Source organism: Photobacterium rosenbergii (genome assembly GCF_003026455.1).
Classification (GTDB): domain Bacteria; phylum Pseudomonadota; class Gammaproteobacteria; order Enterobacterales; family Vibrionaceae; genus Photobacterium; species Photobacterium rosenbergii.
In genome coordinates this window covers 78109-100739 of the sequence record NZ_PYMB01000005.1, presented here as the reverse complement: position 1 = coordinate 100739, position 22631 = coordinate 78109, and the positions used below count along the sequence as shown (strand labels likewise).

The 22631-nt window shown below is 48.4% G+C and carries 19 protein-coding genes; 9 read left to right on the top strand and 10 right to left on the bottom strand.

All coding sequences use genetic code 11. From position 1 onward, the window contains the following. Nucleotides 1-29 precede the first annotated feature (29 nt). The gene (locus tag C9J01_RS13970; RefSeq protein WP_107298772.1) at nucleotides 30-1376 is read right to left on the bottom strand and encodes a magnesium transporter; all 1347 of its coding nucleotides are present in this window, start codon (nucleotides 1374-1376) and stop codon (nucleotides 30-32) included. Nucleotides 1377-1568: 192 nt separating this feature from the next. Between C9J01_RS13970 and C9J01_RS13965 the strand changes: the two genes are divergently transcribed. After that, nucleotides 1569-1769, top strand: a complete 201-nt coding sequence (locus C9J01_RS13965; protein ID WP_107298771.1) for an MbcA/ParS/Xre antitoxin family protein — start codon at nucleotides 1569-1571, stop codon at nucleotides 1767-1769. A gap of 123 nt (nucleotides 1770-1892) precedes the next feature. On the opposite strand, the gene C9J01_RS13960 is transcribed toward C9J01_RS13965, so the two are convergent. The 4 genes from C9J01_RS13960 to C9J01_RS13945 all read right to left on the bottom strand — a co-directional run bounded on the left by C9J01_RS13960 (nucleotide 1893) and on the right by C9J01_RS13945 (nucleotide 5393). Continuing rightward, entirely contained in the window at nucleotides 1893-2360 is a 468-nt protein-coding gene (locus tag C9J01_RS13960) for a DoxX family protein (protein ID WP_107298770.1), read from the bottom strand. Between the two features lie 173 nt (nucleotides 2361-2533). Beyond that, nucleotides 2534-3100 carry a porin family protein gene (locus tag C9J01_RS13955; protein ID WP_107298769.1) on the bottom strand — a complete coding sequence of 189 codons (567 nt, stop codon included), beginning with the start codon at nucleotides 3098-3100 and terminating at the stop codon, nucleotides 2534-2536. 422 nt (nucleotides 3101-3522) lie between these two features. Next, on the bottom strand, nucleotides 3523-4425 hold the full coding sequence (murQ, locus tag C9J01_RS13950; protein ID WP_107298768.1) for an N-acetylmuramic acid 6-phosphate etherase: 903 nt from the start codon (nucleotides 4423-4425) through the stop codon (nucleotides 3523-3525). A gap of 80 nt (nucleotides 4426-4505) precedes the next feature. Beyond that, nucleotides 4506-5393 carry a LysR family transcriptional regulator gene (locus C9J01_RS13945; protein WP_107298767.1) on the bottom strand — a complete coding sequence of 296 codons (888 nt, stop codon included), beginning with the start codon at nucleotides 5391-5393 and terminating at the stop codon, nucleotides 4506-4508. A gap of 201 nt (nucleotides 5394-5594) precedes the next feature. On the opposite strand from C9J01_RS13945, the gene C9J01_RS13940 reads away from it, so the two are divergent. From C9J01_RS13940 to pflB, 3 genes are all read left to right on the top strand, one after another. Beyond that, nucleotides 5595-6692 carry an alcohol dehydrogenase family protein gene (locus tag C9J01_RS13940; protein WP_170114908.1) on the top strand — a complete coding sequence of 366 codons (1098 nt, stop codon included), beginning with the start codon at nucleotides 5595-5597 and terminating at the stop codon, nucleotides 6690-6692. A gap of 394 nt (nucleotides 6693-7086) precedes the next feature. After that, nucleotides 7087-7500: a DUF2799 domain-containing protein gene (locus C9J01_RS13935; protein ID WP_107298766.1), complete on the top strand. Its 414-nt coding sequence runs from the start codon at nucleotides 7087-7089 to the stop codon at nucleotides 7498-7500. Between the two features lie 478 nt (nucleotides 7501-7978). Further along, nucleotides 7979-10276 carry a formate C-acetyltransferase gene (pflB, locus tag C9J01_RS13930; protein ID WP_107298765.1) on the top strand — a complete coding sequence of 766 codons (2298 nt, stop codon included), beginning with the start codon at nucleotides 7979-7981 and terminating at the stop codon, nucleotides 10274-10276. A gap of 93 nt (nucleotides 10277-10369) precedes the next feature. Here pflB and C9J01_RS13925 read toward each other — a convergent pair whose 3' ends face one another. From C9J01_RS13925 to C9J01_RS13905, 5 genes are all read right to left on the bottom strand, one after another. Next, complete coding sequence (locus C9J01_RS13925) at nucleotides 10370-10702, bottom strand: SemiSWEET transporter (protein ID WP_107298764.1); 333 nt, start codon at nucleotides 10700-10702, stop codon at nucleotides 10370-10372. Between the two features lie 6 nt (nucleotides 10703-10708). Continuing rightward, nucleotides 10709-12622: a beta-L-arabinofuranosidase domain-containing protein gene (locus tag C9J01_RS13920; RefSeq protein ID WP_158264544.1), complete on the bottom strand. Its 1914-nt coding sequence runs from the start codon at nucleotides 12620-12622 to the stop codon at nucleotides 10709-10711. Nucleotides 12623-12830: 208 nt separating this feature from the next. Further along, nucleotides 12831-13952, bottom strand: a complete 1122-nt coding sequence (locus C9J01_RS13915; RefSeq protein ID WP_107298762.1) for an ABC transporter ATP-binding protein — start codon at nucleotides 13950-13952, stop codon at nucleotides 12831-12833. A gap of 17 nt (nucleotides 13953-13969) precedes the next feature. Continuing rightward, nucleotides 13970-14992, bottom strand: a complete 1023-nt coding sequence (lpxD, locus tag C9J01_RS13910) for a UDP-3-O-(3-hydroxymyristoyl)glucosamine N-acyltransferase (protein ID WP_107298761.1) — start codon at nucleotides 14990-14992, stop codon at nucleotides 13970-13972. Between the two features lie 19 nt (nucleotides 14993-15011). Next, nucleotides 15012-16037 (bottom strand): hypothetical protein, encoded by a 1026-nt coding sequence (locus C9J01_RS13905; protein WP_107298760.1) that lies wholly within the window; start codon nucleotides 16035-16037, stop codon nucleotides 15012-15014. 407 nt (nucleotides 16038-16444) lie between these two features. On the opposite strand from C9J01_RS13905, the gene C9J01_RS13900 reads away from it, so the two are divergent. From C9J01_RS13900 to C9J01_RS13880, 5 genes are all read left to right on the top strand, one after another. Then, nucleotides 16445-17671 (top strand): sugar ABC transporter substrate-binding protein, encoded by a 1227-nt coding sequence (locus C9J01_RS13900; protein WP_107298759.1) that lies wholly within the window; start codon nucleotides 16445-16447, stop codon nucleotides 17669-17671. A gap of 19 nt (nucleotides 17672-17690) precedes the next feature. Then, nucleotides 17691-18974, top strand: a complete 1284-nt coding sequence (locus C9J01_RS13895) for a carbohydrate ABC transporter permease (protein ID WP_107298758.1) — start codon at nucleotides 17691-17693, stop codon at nucleotides 18972-18974. 2 nt (nucleotides 18975-18976) lie between these two features. Next, nucleotides 18977-19813, top strand: a complete 837-nt coding sequence (locus C9J01_RS13890) for a sugar ABC transporter permease (RefSeq protein ID WP_107298757.1) — start codon at nucleotides 18977-18979, stop codon at nucleotides 19811-19813. A gap of 53 nt (nucleotides 19814-19866) precedes the next feature. Next, nucleotides 19867-21642, top strand: a complete 1776-nt coding sequence (locus tag C9J01_RS13885; protein ID WP_107298756.1) for a glycoside hydrolase family 13 protein — start codon at nucleotides 19867-19869, stop codon at nucleotides 21640-21642. A 183-nt stretch (nucleotides 21643-21825) separates the two neighbouring features. Continuing rightward, nucleotides 21826-22626 carry a TrmB family transcriptional regulator gene (locus tag C9J01_RS13880; RefSeq protein WP_107298755.1) on the top strand — a complete coding sequence of 267 codons (801 nt, stop codon included), beginning with the start codon at nucleotides 21826-21828 and terminating at the stop codon, nucleotides 22624-22626. Nucleotides 22627-22631 lie beyond the last annotated feature (5 nt).

Sequence of the window (22631 nt, the reverse complement as noted above, 5' to 3'; positions counted from 1 at the left end):
TTCATCGCTACCCGGCTTGGAAAGGAGTATCAAAGAAGTAACAGCTTAGCGGTTCCCAGGAAAGCGAAGAAGCCGACTACATCGGTGACTGTAGTTAGGATCACCGAGCCGGCCAGTGCTGGGTCAAGCTTGAGCTTGTCGAGCACGACCGGGATGATTACCCCGAACAGTGCGGCGGTGATGATATTGACCACGATACCGACCGCTATGATTGCGCCGATAATCGGCGATTGGAACCAAAGCCCCGCCATCAAACCGATCAAAACTGCCCACAGCACCCCGTTGAGGAAGCCTATTCCCAGCTCATTGCGCAGCAACGATCGGCGGTTACCGGCAGTGACCTGGTTGAGGGCCATACCGCGGATCATCAGGGTCAGGGTCTGGCTACCGGCAATCCCCCCCATCGAAGCCACGATTGGCATCAAGATAGCCAATGCGACCACCTGGGCAATGACGTCTTCGAACAGGCTGATGGTCATTGAAGCCAGCACGGCAGTGATAAGGTTGATACCCAGCCATACCGCACGCTTCTTGGCACTTTTGGTAATTGGGGCGAAAAGGTCATCCTCCTCGCTCATACCGGCATTGGCCATCAAGGTACTTTCGTAGTTCTCCCGCATTAGCTCAAGCGCAAGGTGGGTATCAATTTCACCGATGAGGGCGAAATTCTCATCAACAATCGGCAGGCTGAACTGCTGGCTGTGCTCCATCGCTTCAACGGCTTCGGTCAATGAGGCGTCATCTTCCAACACCAGCGTATCGGTATCGGCAAGGCTGCTCAATTTGGTCAGCGGCTCAGCCTCGATCAGTTGCTGGTAATTGACGGTACCGACAAACTTGGTATCGCGGGTAACCACATAAATAGAGGCGGGGTATTGGTAACCGTAACGCTCCAGAAGCACCATGGCGCGCTTGACTGAGATCCCCTGCGGCAGAGACAGTATCTTGGGGTTGGCATAACGGCCGATTTGATCGTCATCGTATTGGTTGGCGCGGTCAAACAGCTCGATATCTTCTTTACTGAGCTTTTCAATTGCCCGCTCAATAATGTCTTCGGGCAGTGAGTCGGCCCATTCAATCAATGACAGGTTATCGAGCTTGCCGAGTACGAGATCCAGCTCGGTATCACTCAGCGACTGGATCACCCATTGCCGGGTGTCCCCACGCATTGCGGTGAGCACATCGACGTGATCGTTGAGCGGCAACTGTCGCCATAGCTCCATACGCTCATCAAGCGGCAGGGCTTCGAACAAGGTGGCGAAGGCACCGGCTTCGAGCTGTTGGATCTCGGGTTCATTGAAAATTTGACGCTGTTCGTCGGTATCTGCGGCAGAGATGCGCTCAATGAGCAGGCTTAAATCAACGGTGTTGCTCATGCAGGTTTCCTTGTTGCAAACGCAAGCAGCCAGCTGGAGGTTGGGCTTGTTGTTTTTGTCGTTATCTTAATTGGCTATAAGAGTATGGTTTTCACTTTTGTCGGTCAATTGTGATATCGCTAACTGATGCTGTTATGAAATCAGGCTAGTTTAATATTGAGAGGATAAGTAGTACCGGTAAGGAGAAGGTTTATGGATAAACAACAGATTCCCGATGCGTTATACGATGATGCCTTGGCTTATTTTGGCGATCACGCAAAAGCCGATGACTGGCTGCATACCGAGAACATCGCCTTGGGGTTGGTTTCGCCAGCTAGCCTGTGTAAATCTGAAGCCGGCAGGGCAGAGGTGAAAGAATTGCTACGTCGCCTGAAAGCGGGGGAAAGTAATTAACTCTACGGCTTTCTATTATGGTTAGGTATGTCGCGAACATATAGTCTCGGGCCATAATATAAAAGAACAACCACATAGATTGGATATATCTATGTGGTTTTTGTTTTTTACTGCCTAAGCTGATTAGGCTAAAGCTGGGCTTTTATTCTGTTGGCGGCTCGATAGCAACAGGCTGTCCACGCTGAGTCGGCCAGCACCTGAAACCAGCAGCGAGACAGACATTGCCAGTAATGCGAGGCCAAACTCGTAGCCACCGTTTGATATGAACAAGCCCTTGTCCAAGTGTACGGTAACAATGGCAACCACCATGGTAACGGCCAGTACCAACGCGGTTGGTCGGGTGAGCAGGCCAAGTAGGATGAACAAACCGCCGAAGAACTCCGCACCGCCTGCCATTAATGCCATCAGAAAACCCGGCTCCAGTCCGATGGATGCCATCCATTTGCCCGTACCTTCAAGGCCGTAACCGCCAAACCAGCCGAATAGTTTCTGCGCGCCGTGAGCCATGAAAATGATCCCTGCCGGTACTCGTAGGGCAAGAGGGGCGAAAGTGGCTGATGACGAAAGTGTTTTGTTGATCAATGTGTTCATAGTGCTGTCCTCGAATCTGTCGGCAATTCCTGATGCCGGGTAACTGTCCTGTGTTGTTGGATACAGAATAGGCAGCTTCGCCTGAGATCAACATCAGGTGAACTTGAGCTAATCGTTCTAAAAATTCGAATGAACTATGTAGTGATATTATGATTGCAAGCGGTATGTTGTTGTTAAAACTTGAAATTAACCCCTAACAAGTAATGGTCGCTGCTGAAATGCTGCGGTAGTTCAATGCGTTGGTACTCCGCACTAATGCCAAAGTGCTGGCCGAGAGCGAGTTCGGCACCGAGGGCAACATATGGAGAGAACCCGCGTTCGGTACGGGTGTGCCAATTGTCTTTGCCCTTGCGGGTTTCAAGGTAGCGTGTATCAAGGTCTAGGGCAGCGTAGTTAATCCCGCCACGGGCATAGATATTAGTAAAGCGGGTAACAGGGTACTCCGCTTTTACGCCTAGTAAGCCACCGCTATAGCTGGAAACCGATTGGGAAAGGCCAAGTGTGCCGAGGTAACTCAAACCGCCGCTGTTGGCAAAATAGCCGGTGTCGAGTGAGAAATAGCGGTTAAAGTGGTAGTTGTAGCCAAGCTCGAAAGTGAAGCCTGCATCACCATCACTGTGGTGATTATTGGACATCCCACCGCCGCCCAAGCGGACTCCCACTTCATGGGTAATAGGCTGGCTGGCGGCTTGGCTGACGAGAGGGCAAAGCAGGAGAATGGCCGGAATGAACTTTGTCATAAAATACGCTGTTTTATTAGTTTGGCGTGGATTTTATCGACTGGTGAAACTGGGCTCAATAACCTGGTACAAAGCCGTACATTGTTGCTAGCGGCGGTTTTTTGATTTTATCTATCTGTTTTTGCAAGGAGTCCCATGCCACAAATAATAGTGGTGAATGGTTTTTCCTGACGGTGACATCTGACCAGTCTCAAATATGGGAGATGGACTAATATTAATGTAGTCGCGCCAGTTTTGGTTAAGGAAACTGTGGCTATGATGGATGCAGATACAATGTTTACCTGTATCTACTTGCTAGAATTTGACTCGCTAATTGTGTCTTGATTTGGACACTCGCAAATTTCGCTCAGCCTCGGCTGGGCATTTTTATTTCTGCCCTGCCACTTTCCATCACATTGCCTCGACCGAGCTTGATTCCAGCTTTATTTACTGCTGATAGCCTTGCGGGTAAAGCCTTGATTTTCATCTAGTAGTGAAGCCGCTTGGTTGGCATCAACGCCAGCTAGCAGCATAACTATCGCAGTTTTGCAGTGGCCGTTGCAGGCATTGAGTGCATCAATGGCTTGTTCCCGGCTGCAGTCCGTTGCAGCCATCACAATGTTTTTCTGCCGTTCGACCAACTTGGCATTGGTGGCTTCGACATCGACCATCAAATTGCCGTAGACCTTACCGGTTCTGATCATTGCACCTGTCGTTAGCATATTGAGGATCAGTTTTTGTGCTGTACCGGCTTTGAGGCGTGATGATCCGGTGACGACTTCAGGGCCTACGACAGGCGTGATGGCGATATCAGACGATTGGCTCATCGGACTATCAGGGTTGCAGCTGATACAGGCTACGGTCGCGCCAACAGACTTGGCATATTCCATCGCGCCCAATACGTAAGGGGTCCTGCCGCTGGCGGCAATGCCGACCAAAACATCTTTGCTGCTGAAGTCCAGCGCTTGCAGGTCGCCTGCACCCATGTCACGGTTGTCCTCGGCATTTTCGACCGCTTTGAGAATGGCTTTATGGCCGCCTGCAATCAGGCCTACCACTTGCTCTGGTTTACTGCCAAAAGTAGGCGGGCACTCACTAGCGTCAAGGATACCTAAACGGCCAGAGGTACCTGCGCCACTGTATATCAATCTACCACCTTGCATGAAGGCATCGGCAATGGCATCGACTGCACGGGCTATTTCAGGCAAAACCGCTTCGACAGCAAGGGCGACTTTCTGATCTTCCTGATTGATGACCTTCAACATATCGACAGTCGATAGCGTATCAATCTCGGCACTGGCACTGTTGCGGCTTTCAGTCACCATCTTAGTCAAATCAATTTTCATTCTGGGGTCCGTTTTGATGGGGTCTCAATATTGTATGTTATGGTCAAACTTTATGTCACGGCAACGCCCTAGACGGGCAATTAGGTCGATACTGATTGGAGTTGCTGGTGGGCATGGAGAAAGCAGGTAGAAATGGTTTCTACCGTATGCGCGTTCTGCCCTTGGGTATAGATAAGATTGAAGGTCAGGCGTTCGTTTAGGGTAAAGATGTCGTGGAAAGGTTCAGAGGGTAACATCTGCTGGGTCTGGCCGAATTTGTGCAGTGATTCTGGCAACAATGAGATGGCCAGGCCGTTATATACTGCTTCGGCAATATTATCGAGAACTGGGCTAGTAAAGACAACTTCGTAACGGATGTCCGCATTTTCGAGTGTTGCGAGAGTTAGATCGCGGATCAGACAATCGCCGTCAAACAGGGCTATAGGCACCGGTTGCTCCGTGTTCAGCGAGAGCTTGGGCGATTTTACCCAGTTAACCGACTCACTCCATAGCGGCATGCCGTCCTTAATCCCTGGCTCTCCGGCGACAATGGCTATATCGACAGTGCCGGCTTGGCGCTTTTTCCTGAGGTGACGGCTTCTATCACATACCACTTTCGCTGCCAAGTTGGGCATTTTCGCTCTCAATAGCGGCATAAAGTGGCGGGTGAAATCTGCGGCGTAGTCGGTGGGTATACCGAAAGTCAACTGGCCTGAGATATCTTTGCCGCTGAGGGCGGCAAGGGTACTGCTGTTGAGGGCCAGCATTTGCTGGCTGCGACTGAGCAAGACTTTTCCGGCATCGGTTAGGACAACGCCACGGTGACTGCGGAGCAGTAACTCGCATCCCGCCAACTCCTGCAAGCGTTTCATCTGCATGCTGACGGCACCGCTGGAGCGATATACCCGCTCGGCGGCAAGTTTGATTTCACCGGTCTCTGCAACGGCAACAAAGGTTCTCAACAACTCTAAATCTAACAGCGTGTCCATTTCGACGTCTTCTTTGGGGAGCGTAAAGGTAGGTCACCTTTAGTTGGGTAACGGCCTAAAAATCATTATAGATTTAGTATTGCTAAATCTATAGGTTAATTTTATTCGTTTGGCTAAATTGATTGTTGCGATTATTGTTGGAGTCTACTTTTTCTTTGGATCAAGGCCGAAGGCATTCTGAATGATGTGGGAGAGACTGTAATGACAACTTCATTGCCAAATACGATGAAAGGCGTGGTGCTAACCGGCCACGGTGGCTTGGATAAGCTGGTATTGCGTGACGATTTAGCGCTACCTGAACTTGCCGGGGACGAAGTGTTGATCAAGGTCGGTGCCTGCGCGGTGAATAATACCGATATCAATACCCGGATTGGCTGGTACTCCAAGCAAGTGACCACTGATACCAATGCAGGTGGTTCAGAGGGTTTTGACACTATCGATGATCAGGATGCCAGTTGGTCGGGGATCCCGCTGACCTTCCCGCGTATTCAGGGTGCAGATGTTGCCGGCCATATTGTGGCAGTAGGCGAGCAGGTTGACCCGTCCCGTATTGGTGAAAGGGTGATGGTCCGTGCCATGCAGCAGCACCCGCAAACAGATGAATCATTCCGTTGCATCACTTTCGGCTCTGAGTGCAATGGCGGTTTTGCCCAATACACCAAGGCATTGTCTGGCGAGGCATTTACTGTCAACAGCACCATGACTGACGTCGAACTGGCTTCATTTCCTTGTGCTTTTTCAACGGCGGAAAACATGGTCGACCGTGCCAATGTCAAAGCCGGTGATGTGGTATTGGTAACCGGCGCCTCCGGTGGTGTCGGGGCGGCGGCAGTCCAACTTTCCAAGCGCCGTGGTGCCAGTGTTATAGCAGTGTGCGGTGCTGACAAGCATCAGCAAGTGCTAGAGATGGGCGCTGACCGAACTATTGCACGTGGTGATAGCTTGATCGAGTCGCTTGGGACCATGGCTGTTGATGTGGTGATTGATCTAGTCGCTGGCGAGCAATGGCCGGAATTACCAGAAGTATTACGTCGTGGCGGTCGCTACGCGGTAGCCGGTGCAATCGGTGGCCCGCTGACCGAGTTGGATGTACGTACTTTGTACCTCAAAGATCTCAGTTTCTTTGGTTGTACCTACCAGCAGCGCCATGTGTTTGAAAACCTTGTAAGTTATATCGAAGCGGGGGAAATCAAACCGGTTGTCTCTAAAACTTATCCGCTGGAGCAAATCCACCAAGCGCAGGAAGACTTCTTAGCCAAAAAGTTTGTCGGCAAATTGGTATTGGTGCCAGCACATTAAGACAAGGATTTTCTGTTAAGTAATATATAAAATGTATCTTTATGTTGTGTGGTGGTATAACATTCATTTGAAAGTATTGTTTGTGGTGGCTTGCCACCCGCATCATAAGGAAATTATAAAATGAGCGAAAAAATGACGTTTGCGATTATCTTCTCTGCAGCCATCTCTCTGTCGATGATCGCACCACTGCTTATCCTTGCCTAATGCTGTTAATTGGCGCTGCTGGAATTTGTCAGCAGCGCCTGCCCCACAGGCCACCCAGCTAAACACTTCATTACCTTTGGTTCATTGCCAAATCTTTCATCGATATCAAAAGCCTATCGCCTTGTGCCATAATTATCCTTTGCAGAATTTCGGTTATATTTAATACAATTTCTAGTTTGGATATTCATTGATGAACAACTACAAACGGATGCGTACCTTATTGGGCGTTTCACTGGTGCTGGCTTTGACCGCATGTAGTGCCAATAACTATGTTGAGACATACGCTGAAGCCAATGACTGGCAGTCTCTGGGCGAGCAAGATGCATTGAAAGGCCATCGGGTCAGGGATCTCTCTTTGCTGGTAAGTGGTGATTTGTTTGCTGCGCAGCAAAAGTATTCTGTTGGCTATGAAATGGGCCGAGCTGAATACTGCGATATCGATAAGGCATGGAATTTGGGTAATTCAGGGCAGAGCTATTTCGGGATTTGTGATGGCATGCCTGATGGCAATGAATTCCGAAGGCAATACCAGTTTGGCTATGATGAGTTTGTATTGGAAATGGAGCGGGAAAGTTCCACAGATGGATTTGGTTTTGGGTATTAACCCAATATAACCGTAGATCAAAGCCTATTACTTTTAAAAGCCTTCAACAGACATTGCGAGAATGTTTGCTGAAGGCTTTATCGCATCTGGAAGCGAGCAATAATCAGAAATATAGGTGAAACAGGGAAAAATTAAGCGATATATAAGTCTTGCTGAACACGAGGTCTGTAATTAAGTAACTGAAATCAAATGTGTAAATTGGTTGTCACTTAATATATGCATTCTGCGCATTAAAAAAATGAAAAGCATTCATTTTAATCATAGTGCGATTTGTCCTACCATTCAGTCATCAAGATGAAGTGAACAAACCGAATCTAATTTGTGTATCAAGCAGTTTGATAAATAGCGTTTAAATAATACCTGAAAGGGTGCTTTCCCAGTCTTTATTTATCAATAGCAAGATAGGTTTGCTTTGTCTCTATTTCAGATTTTAAACAATTAAAGTCTTTCAGAACACGATTATTGTTAGGTATTTACTATGACTATTCCAACTACTGAAATGCTTCAAGCATGGAAAGGTTTTACCGCTGGCGATTGGCAGACTGAGGTTAACACCCGCGATTTCATCCAAACCAACTATACACCGTATGAAGGCGATGAGTCATTTCTTGCCGACGCGACGGAATCGACCACCGCGCTTTGGAATAGTGTCTTAGAGGGCATCAAAGAAGAGAGCCGCACCCATGCGCCGGTTGACTTTGATACCGACCTGCCTTCAACCATCATTTCCCACGATGCGGGTTATATCAATAAAGATCTGGAAACCATTGTCGGCCTGCAAACCGACAAACCGCTCAAGCGGGCTATTATTGCCAATGGCGGTATCCGCATGGTGAAAACCTCCTGTGAGGTATATGGCCGCCAGCTTGACCCTATGGTAGAAAAAACTTTTACCGAATACCGCAAGACCCATAATAAAGCGTGTTTTGATCTCTACACCAAGGATATTCTGGCTTGTCGTAAATCAGGCATCATTACCGGTCTTCCCGATGCTTACGGCCGTGGCCGAATTATTGGTGATTACCGCCGCATTGCCCTATACGGCATTGATTTCCTTAAAGCAGACAAGCAAGAGCAAGTAAAATCGACCCAGGCATTCCTTGAGCAAGGCCAAGATCTCGAGAAGACCCTTCGCCTGTGTGAAGAGCTAGCCGATCAAATTCAGGCACTGGAAGATATCCGCACTATGGGCCTGAAGTACGGTATTGATATGTCGACGCCGGCCACGTCGGCCCAAGAAGCAATCCAATATACCTATTTCGGCTACTTGGCCGCGGTGAAATCACAAAACGGCGCGGCGATGTCGCTGGGCCGTACCTCGACTTTCCTTGATGTTTATATTGAAAGGGATTTGGCTAATGGGGTGATCACTGAGTCACAGGCCCAGGAGCTGGTGGACCATTTCATCATGAAACTGCGCATGGTGCGATTCCTGCGTACTCCAGATTATGATTCGCTGTTCTCTGGCGACCCTATCTGGGCGACCGAGGCTATGGCCGGTATGGGTGTCGACGGTCGTACCCTGGTCAGCAAAACCACCTTCCGTTACCTGCATACGCTATACAACATGGGCCCGGCACCTGAGCCCAATATGACGGTATTGTGGTCAGAGCAACTGCCTGAGGCTTTCAAGAAATATGCGGCGAAAGTGTCTATCGATACCTCATCGCTGCAGTATGAAAATGATGATTTGATGCGCCCGGACTTTAACAACGATGATTATGCCATTGCCTGTTGCGTCAGCCCGCAGATAGTCGGTAAAGACATGCAGTTCTTCGGCGCCCGTGCCAATTTGGCGAAAGCATTGTTGTACACCATCAACGGTGGGGTTGATGAAAAATCGAAAGTGCAAGTGGGTCCTAAGCAGGCACCGATTGCTGATGAAACCTTGGATTTCGATAGCTTGATGCCTCGTTTTGATGAGATGCTCGATTGGCTGGCAACCCAATATGTGACGGCGCTGAACATCATCCACTACTCGCACGACCGTTACAGCTACGAAGCTTCCCTGATGGCACTGATGGATCGTGATGTAAGGCGTACCATGGCCTGCGGGATAGCCGGTTTGTCGGTAGTTGCCGACTCGCTGGCAGCGATTAAGTTTGCCAAAGTGAAGCCTATCCGTGATGAAGACGGTTTGGCGGTAGATTTCGAGATCGACGGCGATTACCCGAAATTCGGCAACAATGACGCCCGGGTCGATGACATTGCCTGTGATCTGGTTGAGCGCTTCATGAAGAAAATCCAGAAAATGAACATGTACCGCGAGGCAACGCCGACCCAGTCGATCCTGACTATCACCTCTAACGTGGTGTACGGCAAGAAGACCGGTAATACGCCAGATGGCCGCCGCGCCGGTATGCCGTTTGGTCCAGGTGCCAACCCGATGCATGGCCGGGATCAAAAAGGGGCGGTCGCTTCACTGACGTCTGTTTCGAAACTGCCGTTTGCTTTTGCCAAAGACGGTATCTCATATACCTTCTCGATTGTGCCAAATGCATTGGGCAAAAATAGCGAGACCCAGAAGCAAAACTTGGCAGCGCTGATGGACGGCTATTTCCATCACGAAGCGGGCGAGCATGGGGTAGGCGTTGAAGGTGGCCAGCACCTGAACGTCAACGTGATGAACCGTGACATGTTGCTTGATGCTGTCGAGCACCCAGAGAAATACCCGCAGCTAACAATCCGTGTATCGGGTTATGCGGTCCGTTTCAACTCGCTGACCAAAGAGCAACAGCAGGATGTGATAACCCGTACCTTTACTGAAAAAATGTAAGGGCTCAAAAAGCATTGTCGAAAAATAACAAGCTGTGACTACCTAGCTATTAATTAGCAAAGTTTGGCCTGCCTCCGTGCAGGCCTTTTTATTTTACTGTGGACGCTCGCTAAGCTTCATAAACAGAATCACCATTGATAACAGCAAGGTAATTGCATTGGCCAGCATCACAGGGGTGTCATTGACCTTCATGCCATAGATAAACCAACAAAATACCCCGAACACCATCAGCGCATACATGTGCAATGAGATACTCTGGGTATCTTTGGAGCGGATAATCTTGATGACCTGAGGCAAGTAGGCAAGGGTCGTACAGCATGCCGCCAAACTGCCCAGTGCTGCCAAGCTATAATCCGCCACCCATAGAGAAAGTGTTGCCAATAACGAGCCGCAAATAATGCTGACTGTGAGCGTTTTCGTATCCATGTCGGGTTACCATGCCTTTGGTTTGAAAGTGACTTGACGCAAAATATGCGCGGCCATAGGTTGTAGGACAAATTGTTGGCCTTGATATCCGAGGTCGGTACGGAGCGGGGTGTACTGCCCCCAAGGGAGGGCTGCTGTTGCCTCGAGACTGGCCAGCTCTGTGTGCGGGTTGTGGTTGTATTCAACCGGCAACCAGCCATTTTCAGTCTGGTAACAGCGCTCCTGGAATGGCACGAGGGGCAGTTGTTTGTCGATGGTTTCGATAGCTTTGATCGGCAAGCTATAAACCAACGGGCCATAGCGGAAATAATGGTCGCCCAAGTTGTCAGTACACAGTTGCGGCTGGGTGTTGAACTGGATTTCAACCCTTTGCCCCTGCCATTGGCCCCTTATCTCAAACCAACCTTCACCCAGTTCGACATTGGCCCCTTTGACACAGACACCTTTGGCCCAACCTGGCAGGCGGCAACGCAGTGTTGCTTGAACCGGTGAGTCGGCAGAGAACTGCAGCACCACACTGTGCTCGGCTGGGTAATTGGTTTGTTCGGAAATCGTCAGGCGCTGGCCTTTGATTTCGGTTGTAAACTCACTCGGTCCGTATAGCGGCTTGATGATGGTGTCTTGTTGCTGCATCCACATGGCTTTGAGGTAGTACGGGTAGATACGTCCGGCATTGGGGACGCAGCAGACTGCAGCTTCCTGGTGGGTTGGGGAATATTTATAGCGGGTTTGGACCTCATGGGCAGTACAGCCATCACTATGAACACCGGCCTCACCAAGCATCGAATAGGAATTGTCGGTTTTCAGGTAGGCAATCCCCATCCCATCCGGGTGGCGGGCACCTTGTGCAGCATTGAACAGCATATTTTCAATATGATCGGCCCAGCTGAACTCGCCGGTTTTTTGCAGCATGTGGGTAAACCCATCGAGTAACTCATGGATTGAGCAATACTCATAGCCGACTTGGGTGGCATTGGCCTGTTTGCCCAAGATAAATTCGTCACCAATTGGGGCACCCGACGGGGTGAGGTAATCCGGCAATCGGCCGACAAAGGCTTCAAGGCCTGCCTTGAGATCTTTACTTCCGGTGGCGAAGTAGGCCGTTAGCAGCGGGCGAAGATGCTCCCAAGTGTGGACGGCATGCCCTTGGTAGCGGTAATCCGGGTCAAGCAGTGCATCAAGCTGGATGTCGATGTCGCACAGTGGATAGCGGCAATAATCGCGGTAGAGGAAATGGGCGTAATCAAGATATTGCTGTTTGCCGGTAAGCTGGTAGAGCCTGTCCAAGACATCGGTAAATACCAAACCATGGCCAACACCCGCGTAGGATTCGGTGACATCGAAAGGTTTGCTTTCATTGATTGGCCATGCCGTCATGGTTCGCTCGACAGCTTTGATCACCCTATCGAGTACATCTTGGTTCTGGGTCACTTCGTAGTAGGCGATGAGCACTCTGAACAGAGCGGCTTGTGCCCACAATTCTCCGTTCTCGCCTTTCGCCTTATAGCGCAAGTCAGGGGCATAAATTCCGATATAGCCATCGTTATCCTGGGTTGAAAGGATATGGTCGATATAGCGGTGAACTTTGTTTTGCTGCTCTTCGGTGCCGACTAACATGGCATGGCGGACAAAACCGTCCCACCAGTTGGACTGGGTCTCGGCGTTCCACCACAGGTATTGCACCTCCCAGTCGGCATCTTGGGCAATAGACCCGACGTCCTTGGCTTTATCTGCGAGGGTTCTGCGGTGCTCGCCATAAATATCATCTTCGGTGATCAACTCTGGCACTAGTTGGTCAAGGTGACCGACAAAACCATGGTTGAGGTCAAACTGCATTTGCTCGGCTAGCCAACCGCTTGGGCGAATGTGTTTGCAGGTCAGCCATTGAAAAGCCTGGGGTAGGGGACGGGCGTTTGCCATGTTGGATCCTTTTCTCATTGGGGGTGAATGATAAAGCCGCTTAAAATTACTAATGCGTAGCCCATGCCAATAAGTGAACCTTCGCGGCTATATGCAAGCTGCGAATAAATGTTTGGGAATTAGGCTAATTGATTAAATATTTAATTTTATTACTGCGAGGCAAAAGAAAGAGAGTGTCTAACTCCCTTTCTTTTAAATTATTTTTTATTTATAGCGATATATTCTCATCTGTTTCGCCATCAAATACATGACAGAAACTGGTATCTAAATTGAAATAAAAACTCTTACCGATATCTGAGGTGGAAATATCAACACATGACACACGGGCAATAATGACATTCGCACCAACCCGGAAATGTAAGTATTTTTCATTACCCATATTCTCGACCACCGCCAACTTACCCTCAATCACATTGAGGTCCGTTTTGTTTTTGGCAATGCTGATATGTTCCGGGCGGATCCCGAAGCATACTTTGCTATCGGTATGTTGCTTGAGAGCGTGGGTTTTGTTCGATGGAATCACCACTTGCTGCCCCGGGGCCATTTCAATGTAATAGTTGCCTTCCTGTTCGCGCAACGCCGTATCCACCAAGTTCATGGCTGGCGAACCGATAAAGCCGGCCACGAACTTATTGGCCGGGAAGTTATAGAGGTTTGCCGGCGTGTCGACCTGCATGATTTGGCCTTGGTTCAATACGCAAATACGGTCTCCCAGCGTCAGCGCCTCGGTTTGGTCATGGGTGACGTAAATCATGGTTGCCGGGTTGCCTTCTTCTTTGAGGGATTGGTGAAGCTGGGCAATTTTGACTCGCATCGAAACCCTTAGCTTGGCATCGAGGTTGGAAAGCGGTTCATCGAACAGGAACACATCCGGTTTGCGGACAATGGCACGCCCTACCGCAACGCGCTGGCGCTGGCCACCAGACATCTCTTTCGGCTTGCGGTCTAGCAAATCAGTGATTTCGAGCTTTTCGGCGGCCTCTGTAACCCGTTGCTTGATTTCTTCTTTCGACTTGCCTTGCATCTTCAAGCCAAAGGCCATGTTGTCAAAGACCGTCTTGTGAGGGTATAGGGCGTAGTTCTGGAATACCATGGCAATCCCACGGTCTTTCGGGGCAAGGTCATTGACAACTTTCTGCCCGATGCGAATTTCACCGCCGGTGATATCCTCAAGCCCGGCGACCATGCGCAGAGTGGTTGATTTTGCGCAACCTGATGGACCGACAAAAACCATGAATTCACCGTCTTGGATATCAAGGTCAATACCATGCACTGCCTTGAAGCCGTTTTCGTATTCTTTTTCTACTTTACGTAGGCTTACCGTCGCCATGAATTACTCCGAAAATCTTATTTAAAATTAAAAATCTTGCTGAACCAGCCTGTTTGCGGGGCGGGTTCGCTGGAATGTAGGGCTCGCTGCTCGGGTTGTTCGCTTTTCTTTATCAAGGAGTTCAGTGCGGCGAGGGTCTTTAGGTATTGTTTGGTGTCACGCGCAGGGTAACCCGACAGATGGCTGTTGTCCGGGCAAGATCGGGTCACTCCAGCTTGTGCTTTGATCCGGGTATTGTGGCCAATTTTAATCCCGCCGGTAATGCCGACCTGGCCATGGATAATGACGTTATCACCAACCTCTGTCCAACCAGCAATACCAACTTGTGATATCAGTAGGCAGTGTCGGCCAATTTTGACATCGTGACCTATTTGGATCAGGTTATCGAGTTTGCTGCCGGCACCGATCACGGTGTTGCCGATAGTGCCGCGGTCAATGGTGTTGTTGCAGCCAATGTCGACATTGTCCTCGATGACCACGCGGCCAATACTCTCGAGCCGGATGTATTCGCCCCGTTCGTCGGTCAGGTATTCGAAACTATAGTTGCCGATAGAGCAATTGGAATCGATAGTGACGTTATCGCCAATGATGGTGCCTTCTTTGATCACCGTATTGGCGTGAATAGCGACATTGTTGCCAATCTTTACGCCATTCATGATTTTGACCCCTGGTTTAAAGTGGCAGCCTTCACCGATAGATGTGTATTTACCGATGTAGACACCTTCGATGTCCGAGGTGTTGCCCTGATCGTCGAGGCGGTATTGCGACACCTTGAACCAAGTCAGAAAGTGATTGATGAGCTTGGCGTCAAGTTGGTTGATAGCGATGACCGTGGCCTGGGTATCCAGGCGGATTGACTCCGGTCCGATGATGACATCGGCTAAACAGGAAGCGACTTTTTTGAGGTCACCGGGCTGGCGGATAATAGCCAATCCTCCTTGGGTAGGAGAGTCGAGTTCGACAATGCTGTCGACATTGATATCCGTATTGCCTATTACAGTGCCTTGTAGGATCTCGGCAATGTCGGTGACCTTTATCATAATGTTGTTTCCTGTAGGGTTAGAAGCGGTACTGAGCCATCAGCTTGAGCTTGTTGTATTCTTCATGGCCGTTGCCGATTTTCTCGTTGCCTGTCCATTCCGCTTTTGCATCTTTGTCTTCATTGAAGATTTCCACTTCGCCACTGACAGACCAGTTTTTGAAGTTATGCTGATAACCGACCGTGGTTTTGTTCACTGTACCAAAGTAACTGTCGCCATTGGTCTGGGTCGTTGTTTTCTCACTGTAGCGCTGTTTCACGAATAGGCGACCACCAAAATCGAAGCTATAGGCTAGCTCTGGCTCAATGTACCACTCTTCAAAGTTCTCTAGGAAGGAACCGTCCCGGCCATCGGTATCTTTGTCTTCGTAATAGAATTCAACACCAGCGAAGAACTTACCGAAGCTTTTGTAGGGCTTGAATAGAACTTTGTAGTAGGTGGTATCTTTGTCGCCCCATAACCCGGCGTCCAGCGAGTTGGTCTCGTTGGTCATACCGTAGCTCAATTCAGAGTAGAACCCCCCTTTCCAGTCATTATTCCAATAACCGAGGAAGGTGTAGAACTCATGCTGGTCCTGTGTCAGGTCACCTTTGGTGTTGCTCTGGTTGCGGTCACTGCGTTCAAATTCCGTCGCCCAACCCAAGCCGGTACTGAAACCACGGCCAAGGCCCCGGTTATAGCGCAGGTTGGTTGATACCTGAAAGCCGTCATCGATTTGGGAGAAGGATCCGTCTGCGGTGCGCCATTTATTCTGGATTTGCTTCAGCGAGTAGTTCAGCGATACCGGAAGTTCTTTGTTGTAGAGGAAACCGGTAATAATGCTGTTCTCGGTGTATTCATTTTTCCCGATCAGGCTACCGTCTTCGTTGTAGGCTTTTTTGTCTTCTTTCTCGAAGAAAGCCCCAATGCTACCCCCTGTACCGTCAACGATGGTTGCAAAAAAGTCTTGCTCTGCAGAGTCTGGACTGGTTGAAAAAGTATCAGCCACTGCATTTGAAGCAAACATCGCATTTGCAACGAGTACGGACAAGATTGTCTTGTTCATTCTGTTTAGTTCCTTGCTAGACAAATGTAATTTTTAGGTGGTGGTACAGGGTGTACTACTATGTTTATTGATGTTGGTTTTTTAGTCACTGCAATGTTGTGAATTCTGTGATCTATATCTTTTCTGTTGGCTACGAAGTTTGAGCGAGATCTCAATAATTATTCGCGTTGGTATTTTTAAGAGTTATCGAATAAGTGGAATTTAAATTGTCGGGGCGTACTGAAAATATCGATGTTAATAGGCAGCCCTTCTTTTATCCGCCTATATAAAAAAACACCCAATTAATGACTGCAGTCACAAAAAGAGAAAATCACTATCAGAGAGTGGTTGACCTTTATTTCACCTATACGCTCTAATTGGAAGTACAGGGTGTACTACTAATCGTGAAATGCAGAAAGGAACTAAAAATGAATAAAGCCATCTTACCCGCATTAATTGCCTCAGTATGTATAAGCGGATCGGTACTGGCCCAGGAGATTGTCCCTGAAGCTGATGCAAAACTGATGATTTGGGCGGACCATGGTGCCAGCTCTCAGTTCATGCAGTACGCCGCTGAACAGTTCAACCAGCAAAATGATTATGATGTGGAGTTCACCTTCCGCTCGCTATCACCTGTTGATACGACAACCCGCCTTATTCAAGATGGTGGTACGACAGTCGTCGGCGATGTGGTTGAAGTCGAGCACGATACACTGGGACGCCTAGTTGTTGCCGGTGGCGTAATGGAAAACCTAGTTAGCGCTGAGCGTATCGAAAGCGACTTTATCTCCAGTGCCGCTGCAGCCGCCAAGATCAATGGTGAGAGTTATGGCTTCCCTGTCTCTTTTGCAACAGTCACTATGTTTTATAACAAGGACTTGTTAGCAGAAACCCCAACATCTTTCGAGCAACTTATTGAGTTTGCTAAAGAATTTAATAAGCCTGGCCGACAGCAATATAGCTTGCTGTGGGATGTTCAGAACTATTACGAGTCACGAATGTTTTTTGCCATGAAGGGCGGCTATGAGTTTGGTGATAATGGTGCCAATGCCAAAGACTTGGGGATTGCCAACGAAGGGGCAGTTGCCGGTTTAACCTCAATGCTCAAGCTAAAAGCGGCCAATGGCGCAAACTCTGCCGATATCCGTGACCCGCAGGTGCGTCGTGGTTTGTTCCAGGAAGGTAAAGTGGCGGCCATTATCGATGGTCCGTGGGCCGCTCCTGGATATGAAAAGTCCGGTATCAACCTGGGTGTTGCTCCAATCCCGACCCTTGATGGCCACCACCCACGCACATTCTCTACTGTTCGCCTAGCGGTTGTCTCTGCTTTCACCGAGTACCCTCGAGCGGCCCAGTTATTTGCTGACTTCGTTTCTTCCGAGGAGATGGCTAAGAAACGTTTTGAGATGACTGGTGCTATTCCGCCGGTTGAAACTGTGATGAATGATGTTGCAGACGAAGCCGATGAGCTTACCCAGGCGATGATCCAGCAGGGTTTCTATTCAGATGCCATGCCATCTATTCCTGAAATGGGCTACATCTGGCAGCCAATGGCTGCGGCAGTCACTGATATTTGGAATAACGGCGGCAATGTTGAAGGTGCTTTGAACCGTGCTGAAAGAATTATCGAACAGCAGATTTCAATGCAGCAATAACTAACCTTAGGTAGCCGGTATGCAATTAACTGCGAGAGTTGAGGCGCTCAATGCGCCTATCTCCCTCCTTGTGATGGGGGGGAGCCAAATAAAAAATGGTGCCTATTTACGGGGGTTCACATTCCTGCTTATTCAATTGGCCTTTCTGTATTTTGCCGTGGATTTATTGGCGGCAGCAAAAGGGCTGATCACTCTGGGCGAAGTGGCCCAGCAGCGTAAAGGGTTCGATATTATCCAAGGTGACAATTCCATCTTTATGTTGGTAGAAGGGGTTGTGTCACTACTCTTAATTGGGCTGTTTGCCTTGGTGTACGTTGCCAACGTCAAAGATGCTCGCCATTTGGTGCCAGAGACATTGAGCCTCAAGCAGCAACTGGTAAAGGCCTATGAAAAGCACTTTGCTTTTATGATGCTGTCACCGGCTGCCGCGGCAACTTTGCTGTTCATCATCCTGCCAATTGCCATTACGGTAATGGTGGCGTTTACCAACTACTCTGCGCCGAACCATATCCCACCAAGGAACCTGGTGGACTGGGTTGGCTTCAGGAACTTTGTTGCCCTCTTCGAACTCGATATTTGGTCCGGCACTTTCTTTGGGGTGGCAACATGGACCATCACCTGGGCTGTATGTGCAACAGTGGCGACGTTTGGTTTTGGCTTCCTGCTTGCGCTTGCCGTTGAAAACAAGGACATCAAGTTTAAGAAAGCCTGGCGCCTTATTTTTATCTTGCCTTACGCTATACCGGCATTCGTATCGCTATTGGTATTTAGGTTATTGCTTAACGGGGTGGGGCCGGTCAACAATTTGCTTAACGGCATGGGGTTTGATTCTATCGCTTTCCTATCCGACCCGTTTATTGCCAAAATTACGGTGATCTTGGTTAGTGTCTGGGCGAGCGCACCCTACTTCATGCTGATGATATCTAGCGCTATGACCAATATCCCAGCAGATCTTTATGAGGCGGCTGAGGTTGACGGTGCCAGTAAATTACAGCAGTTTTGGGAAATAACCTTGCCTATGGTTCTAAGCCAATTGGCACCATCACTGGTAATGACATTCGCCCATAACTTTAATAATTTCGGTGCTATTTACCTGCTTACCGAGGGCGGGCCGATTAATCCAGATTACAGGTTTGCGGGTCATACCGATATCTTGATCACTTGGATATATAAGCTGACTCTTGACTTCCAGCAGTATCATATTGCAGCGGTCGTTTCGATTGTGATTTTCCTCTTCTTGTCAACGATAGCTATCTGGCAGTTCAGAAGAATGAAATCATTCAAAGAAGATGTAGGTATGTAATTATGGCAAGTAATAAACCCTTAAAAACAAGTACGGTATTTGTATATATATTCTTGACGTTAAATGCCCTGGCAGTGCTTGCCCCTGTTATCTGGACCGTAATGGCATCATTCAAACCAGGTACGAATTTATTTTCGACAAGCTTTTCCGGTTTCGATTTTACTTTGGAACATTACCGGACTCTGCTAAATGATACGCCTTATATCCAGTGGTATAAAAATACCTTCTGGTTGGCCATTGCAAATATGCTTATTTGCTTGGTACTGGTGACCATCACGGCATTTACGTTTTCGCGCTATCGTTTTAAGGGCAAGCGTAACGTTATGCTAAGCATCCTTGTGTTGCAGATGTTCCCAGCGTTCCTTTCGATGACAGCAATCTATGTATTGTTGTCCAAGCTAAATCTGATTGATAGTTACTGGGGGCTTTTGCTGGTCTATGTAACGGGGAGCTTACCTTTCCTGTCATGGTTGGTAAAAGGGTATTTCGATGCGATACCGACATCGCTTGACGAAGCGGCAAAAATAGATGGTGCCGGTCACTTTACGATATTTTTCGAGATTATATTACCGTTGGCCAAACCTATTTTAGTCTTCGTCGCATTAATGTCGTTCACTGCACCTTGGATGGACTTTATATTGCCGACATTGATCTTACGTAGCGAAGAAAAAATGACATTGGCAATTGGTATTTTTAGCTGGATAAGAACGGGTACGGCGGAAAACTTTACCTTATTTACCGCAGGTGCTTTATTGGTTGCTGTCCCTATTACTCTATTGTTTGTTGCTACCCAAAAACATATTGCCAAAGGCCTTGTGAGTGGCGCTGTAAAAGAATAATTCAAAGGCATACCTATTAATCAGGTATGCCAGTAAAAAATTAGGAAAAAATGATGATAACGAAAAGCTCTATTGTGCATACGCCAAAGAGTGCGGATGCTTACGCCTTTAATAAAGAGACATTACACCTGAGATTGCGCACGGCAATAAATGAAGTCGAAAAAGTAACTCTGTGGATCGGTGACCCATACCACTGGGCCGAAGGCGGCTTGGACGGCGGTAACCTCGGTGGCAGTGAAGCCCATGGCTGGGTCGGTGGCAATGAAGTGAAGATGTCGCTGGAAGGGCAGACAGAGCACCATGACCATTGGTTTGCTGAGTTTACACCACCCAAACGCCGCTCGCGCTATGGATTTATTTTGCATGGCAAGACGGGTGAGAAGCTTGTATATGGTGAAAAGCGTATCGTCGATATCTCTGATCCGGCGGTTGAAGAAGTCGAGATGAGTAATATCAGTAACTTCTTCTGTTTTCCTTATATCAATCCCCGTGATGTGCTGGAAACACCGCAATGGGTTGAAAATACCATCTGGTACCAGATTTTCCCGGAGCGCTTTGCTAACGGTCGCCCTGAGATTTCCCCTGCCGGTGTCCAACCGTGGGGAACCGAGCCGACCGAGCACAACTTCATGGGCGGCGATCTATGGGGTGTTATCGACAAGTTGGATTACCTGCAGGATCTTGGCGTCAATGGTTTGTATTTCTGCCCAATCTTTACGGCTAATTGCAACCACAAGTACGATACCGTCGATTACTACAACGTTGATCCGCACTTCGGCGGCAATGAAGCGTTTAAGGCATTTGTGAAGGAAGCCCACCGCCGTGGTATGAAAATCATGCTGGATGCGGTCTTCAATCATATTGGTGACAAGTCACCACTTTGGCTGGATGTGGTAGAAAAAGGTCAGGATTCCAAATATGCCGATTGGTTCTGGATCAATGAATTCCCAGTATATCCAGATACGCCAAAAGATCAGTGGGATTTTTGGAACTTCAATTATGAAACCTTTGCCAATGTACTGGAGATGCCAAAACTAAATACCGAAAACGAAGAGTGCCGCGCGTACCTGTTGGATGTTGCCCGCCACTGGGTTGAAGAATTTGATATTGATGGCTGGCGCTTGGATGTTGCCAATGAGGTGGATCACGAGTTCTGGCGTGACTTCCGCAAGGTCGTCAAAGGGGTCAAGCCCGATTGTTACATCCTGGGCGAAATCTGGCATGAAGGCATGGCATGGCTGCGGGGCGAGCAATATGATTCATTGATGAATTACCCGATGACCCAAGCTATCACCGATTTCTTTGCCCACAACCTGTCGGACAAGCAAGGCTTTATCAATGATGTCAGCCGCTCTTACATGTCTTACCCGCGCAATGTGAACAAGGCTATGTTCAACCTGCTTGATAGCCATGATACTTCGCGGATCATTTCCCTTTGCGGCGGTGACAAGGCCAAAGCCAAATTGGCTTACCTGTTCATGTTTACCCAAGTCGGATCGCCTTGTATCTACTACGGTGGCGAAGTGGGCATGGACGGTGACCGTGGTATGAGTTACGACAAAAACCGCCGCTGTATGGTTTGGGATGAAAACAAGCAGGATCTGGAGTTCCGTCAGTTTATCCAGCAGATGATCCAGTTACGTCTGAGCCATCCTGAATTGAATGACCCTTCTATTTCTTGGGTCGATGTGGCTGATGAGCAGTGTATTGCTTACCAGCGTGGCCGTTTGACGTTTGTCCTGAATAACTCAGACAGCGCAAAGGCAGTCCAAATCGGCCTACAGCAGGTAGAACTTGAACCTTACGGCTATCAAATTCTAGGGCTTTAACCGTGTTGGGGGGAATTATCCCCCCGACTCGATATCAATCGGCATTTTCGCTGGGTGCCTATTGCTATCGAGTTAAATCACTGAATGTGATTGGGCGCGAACAATTAGTGGTACGGCTTGGACGCCTCTGTGACTTAGTGATATTCTAAAGGGCTGATTGTGAATAGCTTTAAAGGACAAATTGTGCCAGATCTCGTGACTAAACTGATGGACTTCGGGTTTACTAAAACGGATGCACTCGTGTACATCAACTTGCTGAAAAATGGCCGGGCAAGTGGTTATAAAATCGCTAAAGAAATTTCACTTTCCCGTTCATCGGTATATTCATCTATCGATAACCTCTACAACAATGGCTACATCTTCATGTCGGAAGGTGATACCAAGGAGTATGAGGCGAAGTCTCCTGACCTTATCTTCAGCCAAATCGAGAAAAAAACGGTTGAAAATATCAGCATCTTGAAAAAAGAACTTTCCAAGATGATGCTGCAGGAAGAGAAGGAGTTTATCTACAACCTGACGGGCTATGATAACCTGGTGCAGAGAGCCAGGGAGATGATCAGTCAGGCAAAAGTGGAGATCTATCTCAACTCAGACTTCAGGTTGGGTATTTTTGGCGATGAAATTTGCCAGGCTATCGAGCGTGGTGTTCGGATCATTTGCTTCTCGTTTAACCGCATTGAAACGCCGCACGAAAAAGTGGAGCTTTATTCCCGCTTTGACAAAGACGAAGATTTATATCCATCTCACCGCTTCATGATGGTTGTCGATATGTCGCAAGCACTTATTTTTTCTCATCGTGAGGAAAGTGAAGGGCTTTATACCAATAATCGCTTGATGGTGAAAATGACAGCAGAGCATTTTCACAATGATATCTATTTGACTGAATTTGAAAAGTCATCAGATATTCAACCTGTTCGCATTAGAACCATTCATGAGCAAACCAATGAAATGGTTCAGGATCAATTAAATTTACCTAAGGATTAAGGTTA

Bases quoted from the DNA above. Each gene is read 5' to 3' on its own strand.
- C9J01_RS13970 (WP_107298772.1), bottom strand. From the start codon at position 1,376: ATGAGCAACACCGTTGATTTAAGCCTGCTCATTGAGCGCATCTCTGCC.
- C9J01_RS13965 (WP_107298771.1), top strand. From the start codon at position 1,569: ATGGATAAACAACAGATTCCCGATGCGTTATACGATGATGCCTTGGCT.
- C9J01_RS13960 (WP_107298770.1), bottom strand. From the start codon at position 2,360: ATGAACACATTGATCAACAAAACACTTTCGTCATCAGCCACTTTCGCC.
- C9J01_RS13955 (WP_107298769.1), bottom strand. From the start codon at position 3,100: ATGACAAAGTTCATTCCGGCCATTCTCCTGCTTTGCCCTCTCGTCAGC.
- murQ (WP_107298768.1), bottom strand. From the start codon at position 4,425: ATGAAAATTGATTTGACTAAGATGGTGACTGAAAGCCGCAACAGTGCC.
- C9J01_RS13945 (WP_107298767.1), bottom strand. From the start codon at position 5,393: ATGGACACGCTGTTAGATTTAGAGTTGTTGAGAACCTTTGTTGCCGTT.
- C9J01_RS13940 (WP_170114908.1), top strand. From the start codon at position 5,595: ATGACAACTTCATTGCCAAATACGATGAAAGGCGTGGTGCTAACCGGC.
- C9J01_RS13935 (WP_107298766.1), top strand. From the start codon at position 7,087: ATGAACAACTACAAACGGATGCGTACCTTATTGGGCGTTTCACTGGTG.
- pflB (WP_107298765.1), top strand. From the start codon at position 7,979: ATGACTATTCCAACTACTGAAATGCTTCAAGCATGGAAAGGTTTTACC.
- C9J01_RS13925 (WP_107298764.1), bottom strand. From the start codon at position 10,702: ATGGATACGAAAACGCTCACAGTCAGCATTATTTGCGGCTCGTTATTG.
- C9J01_RS13920 (WP_158264544.1), bottom strand. From the start codon at position 12,622: ATGGCAAACGCCCGTCCCCTACCCCAGGCTTTTCAATGGCTGACCTGC.
- C9J01_RS13915 (WP_107298762.1), bottom strand. From the start codon at position 13,952: ATGGCGACGGTAAGCCTACGTAAAGTAGAAAAAGAATACGAAAACGGC.
- lpxD (WP_107298761.1), bottom strand. From the start codon at position 14,992: ATGATAAAGGTCACCGACATTGCCGAGATCCTACAAGGCACTGTAATA.
- C9J01_RS13905 (WP_107298760.1), bottom strand. From the start codon at position 16,037: ATGAACAAGACAATCTTGTCCGTACTCGTTGCAAATGCGATGTTTGCT.
- C9J01_RS13900 (WP_107298759.1), top strand. From the start codon at position 16,445: ATGAATAAAGCCATCTTACCCGCATTAATTGCCTCAGTATGTATAAGC.
- C9J01_RS13895 (WP_107298758.1), top strand. From the start codon at position 17,691: ATGCAATTAACTGCGAGAGTTGAGGCGCTCAATGCGCCTATCTCCCTC.
- C9J01_RS13890 (WP_107298757.1), top strand. From the start codon at position 18,977: ATGGCAAGTAATAAACCCTTAAAAACAAGTACGGTATTTGTATATATA.
- C9J01_RS13885 (WP_107298756.1), top strand. From the start codon at position 19,867: ATGATAACGAAAAGCTCTATTGTGCATACGCCAAAGAGTGCGGATGCT.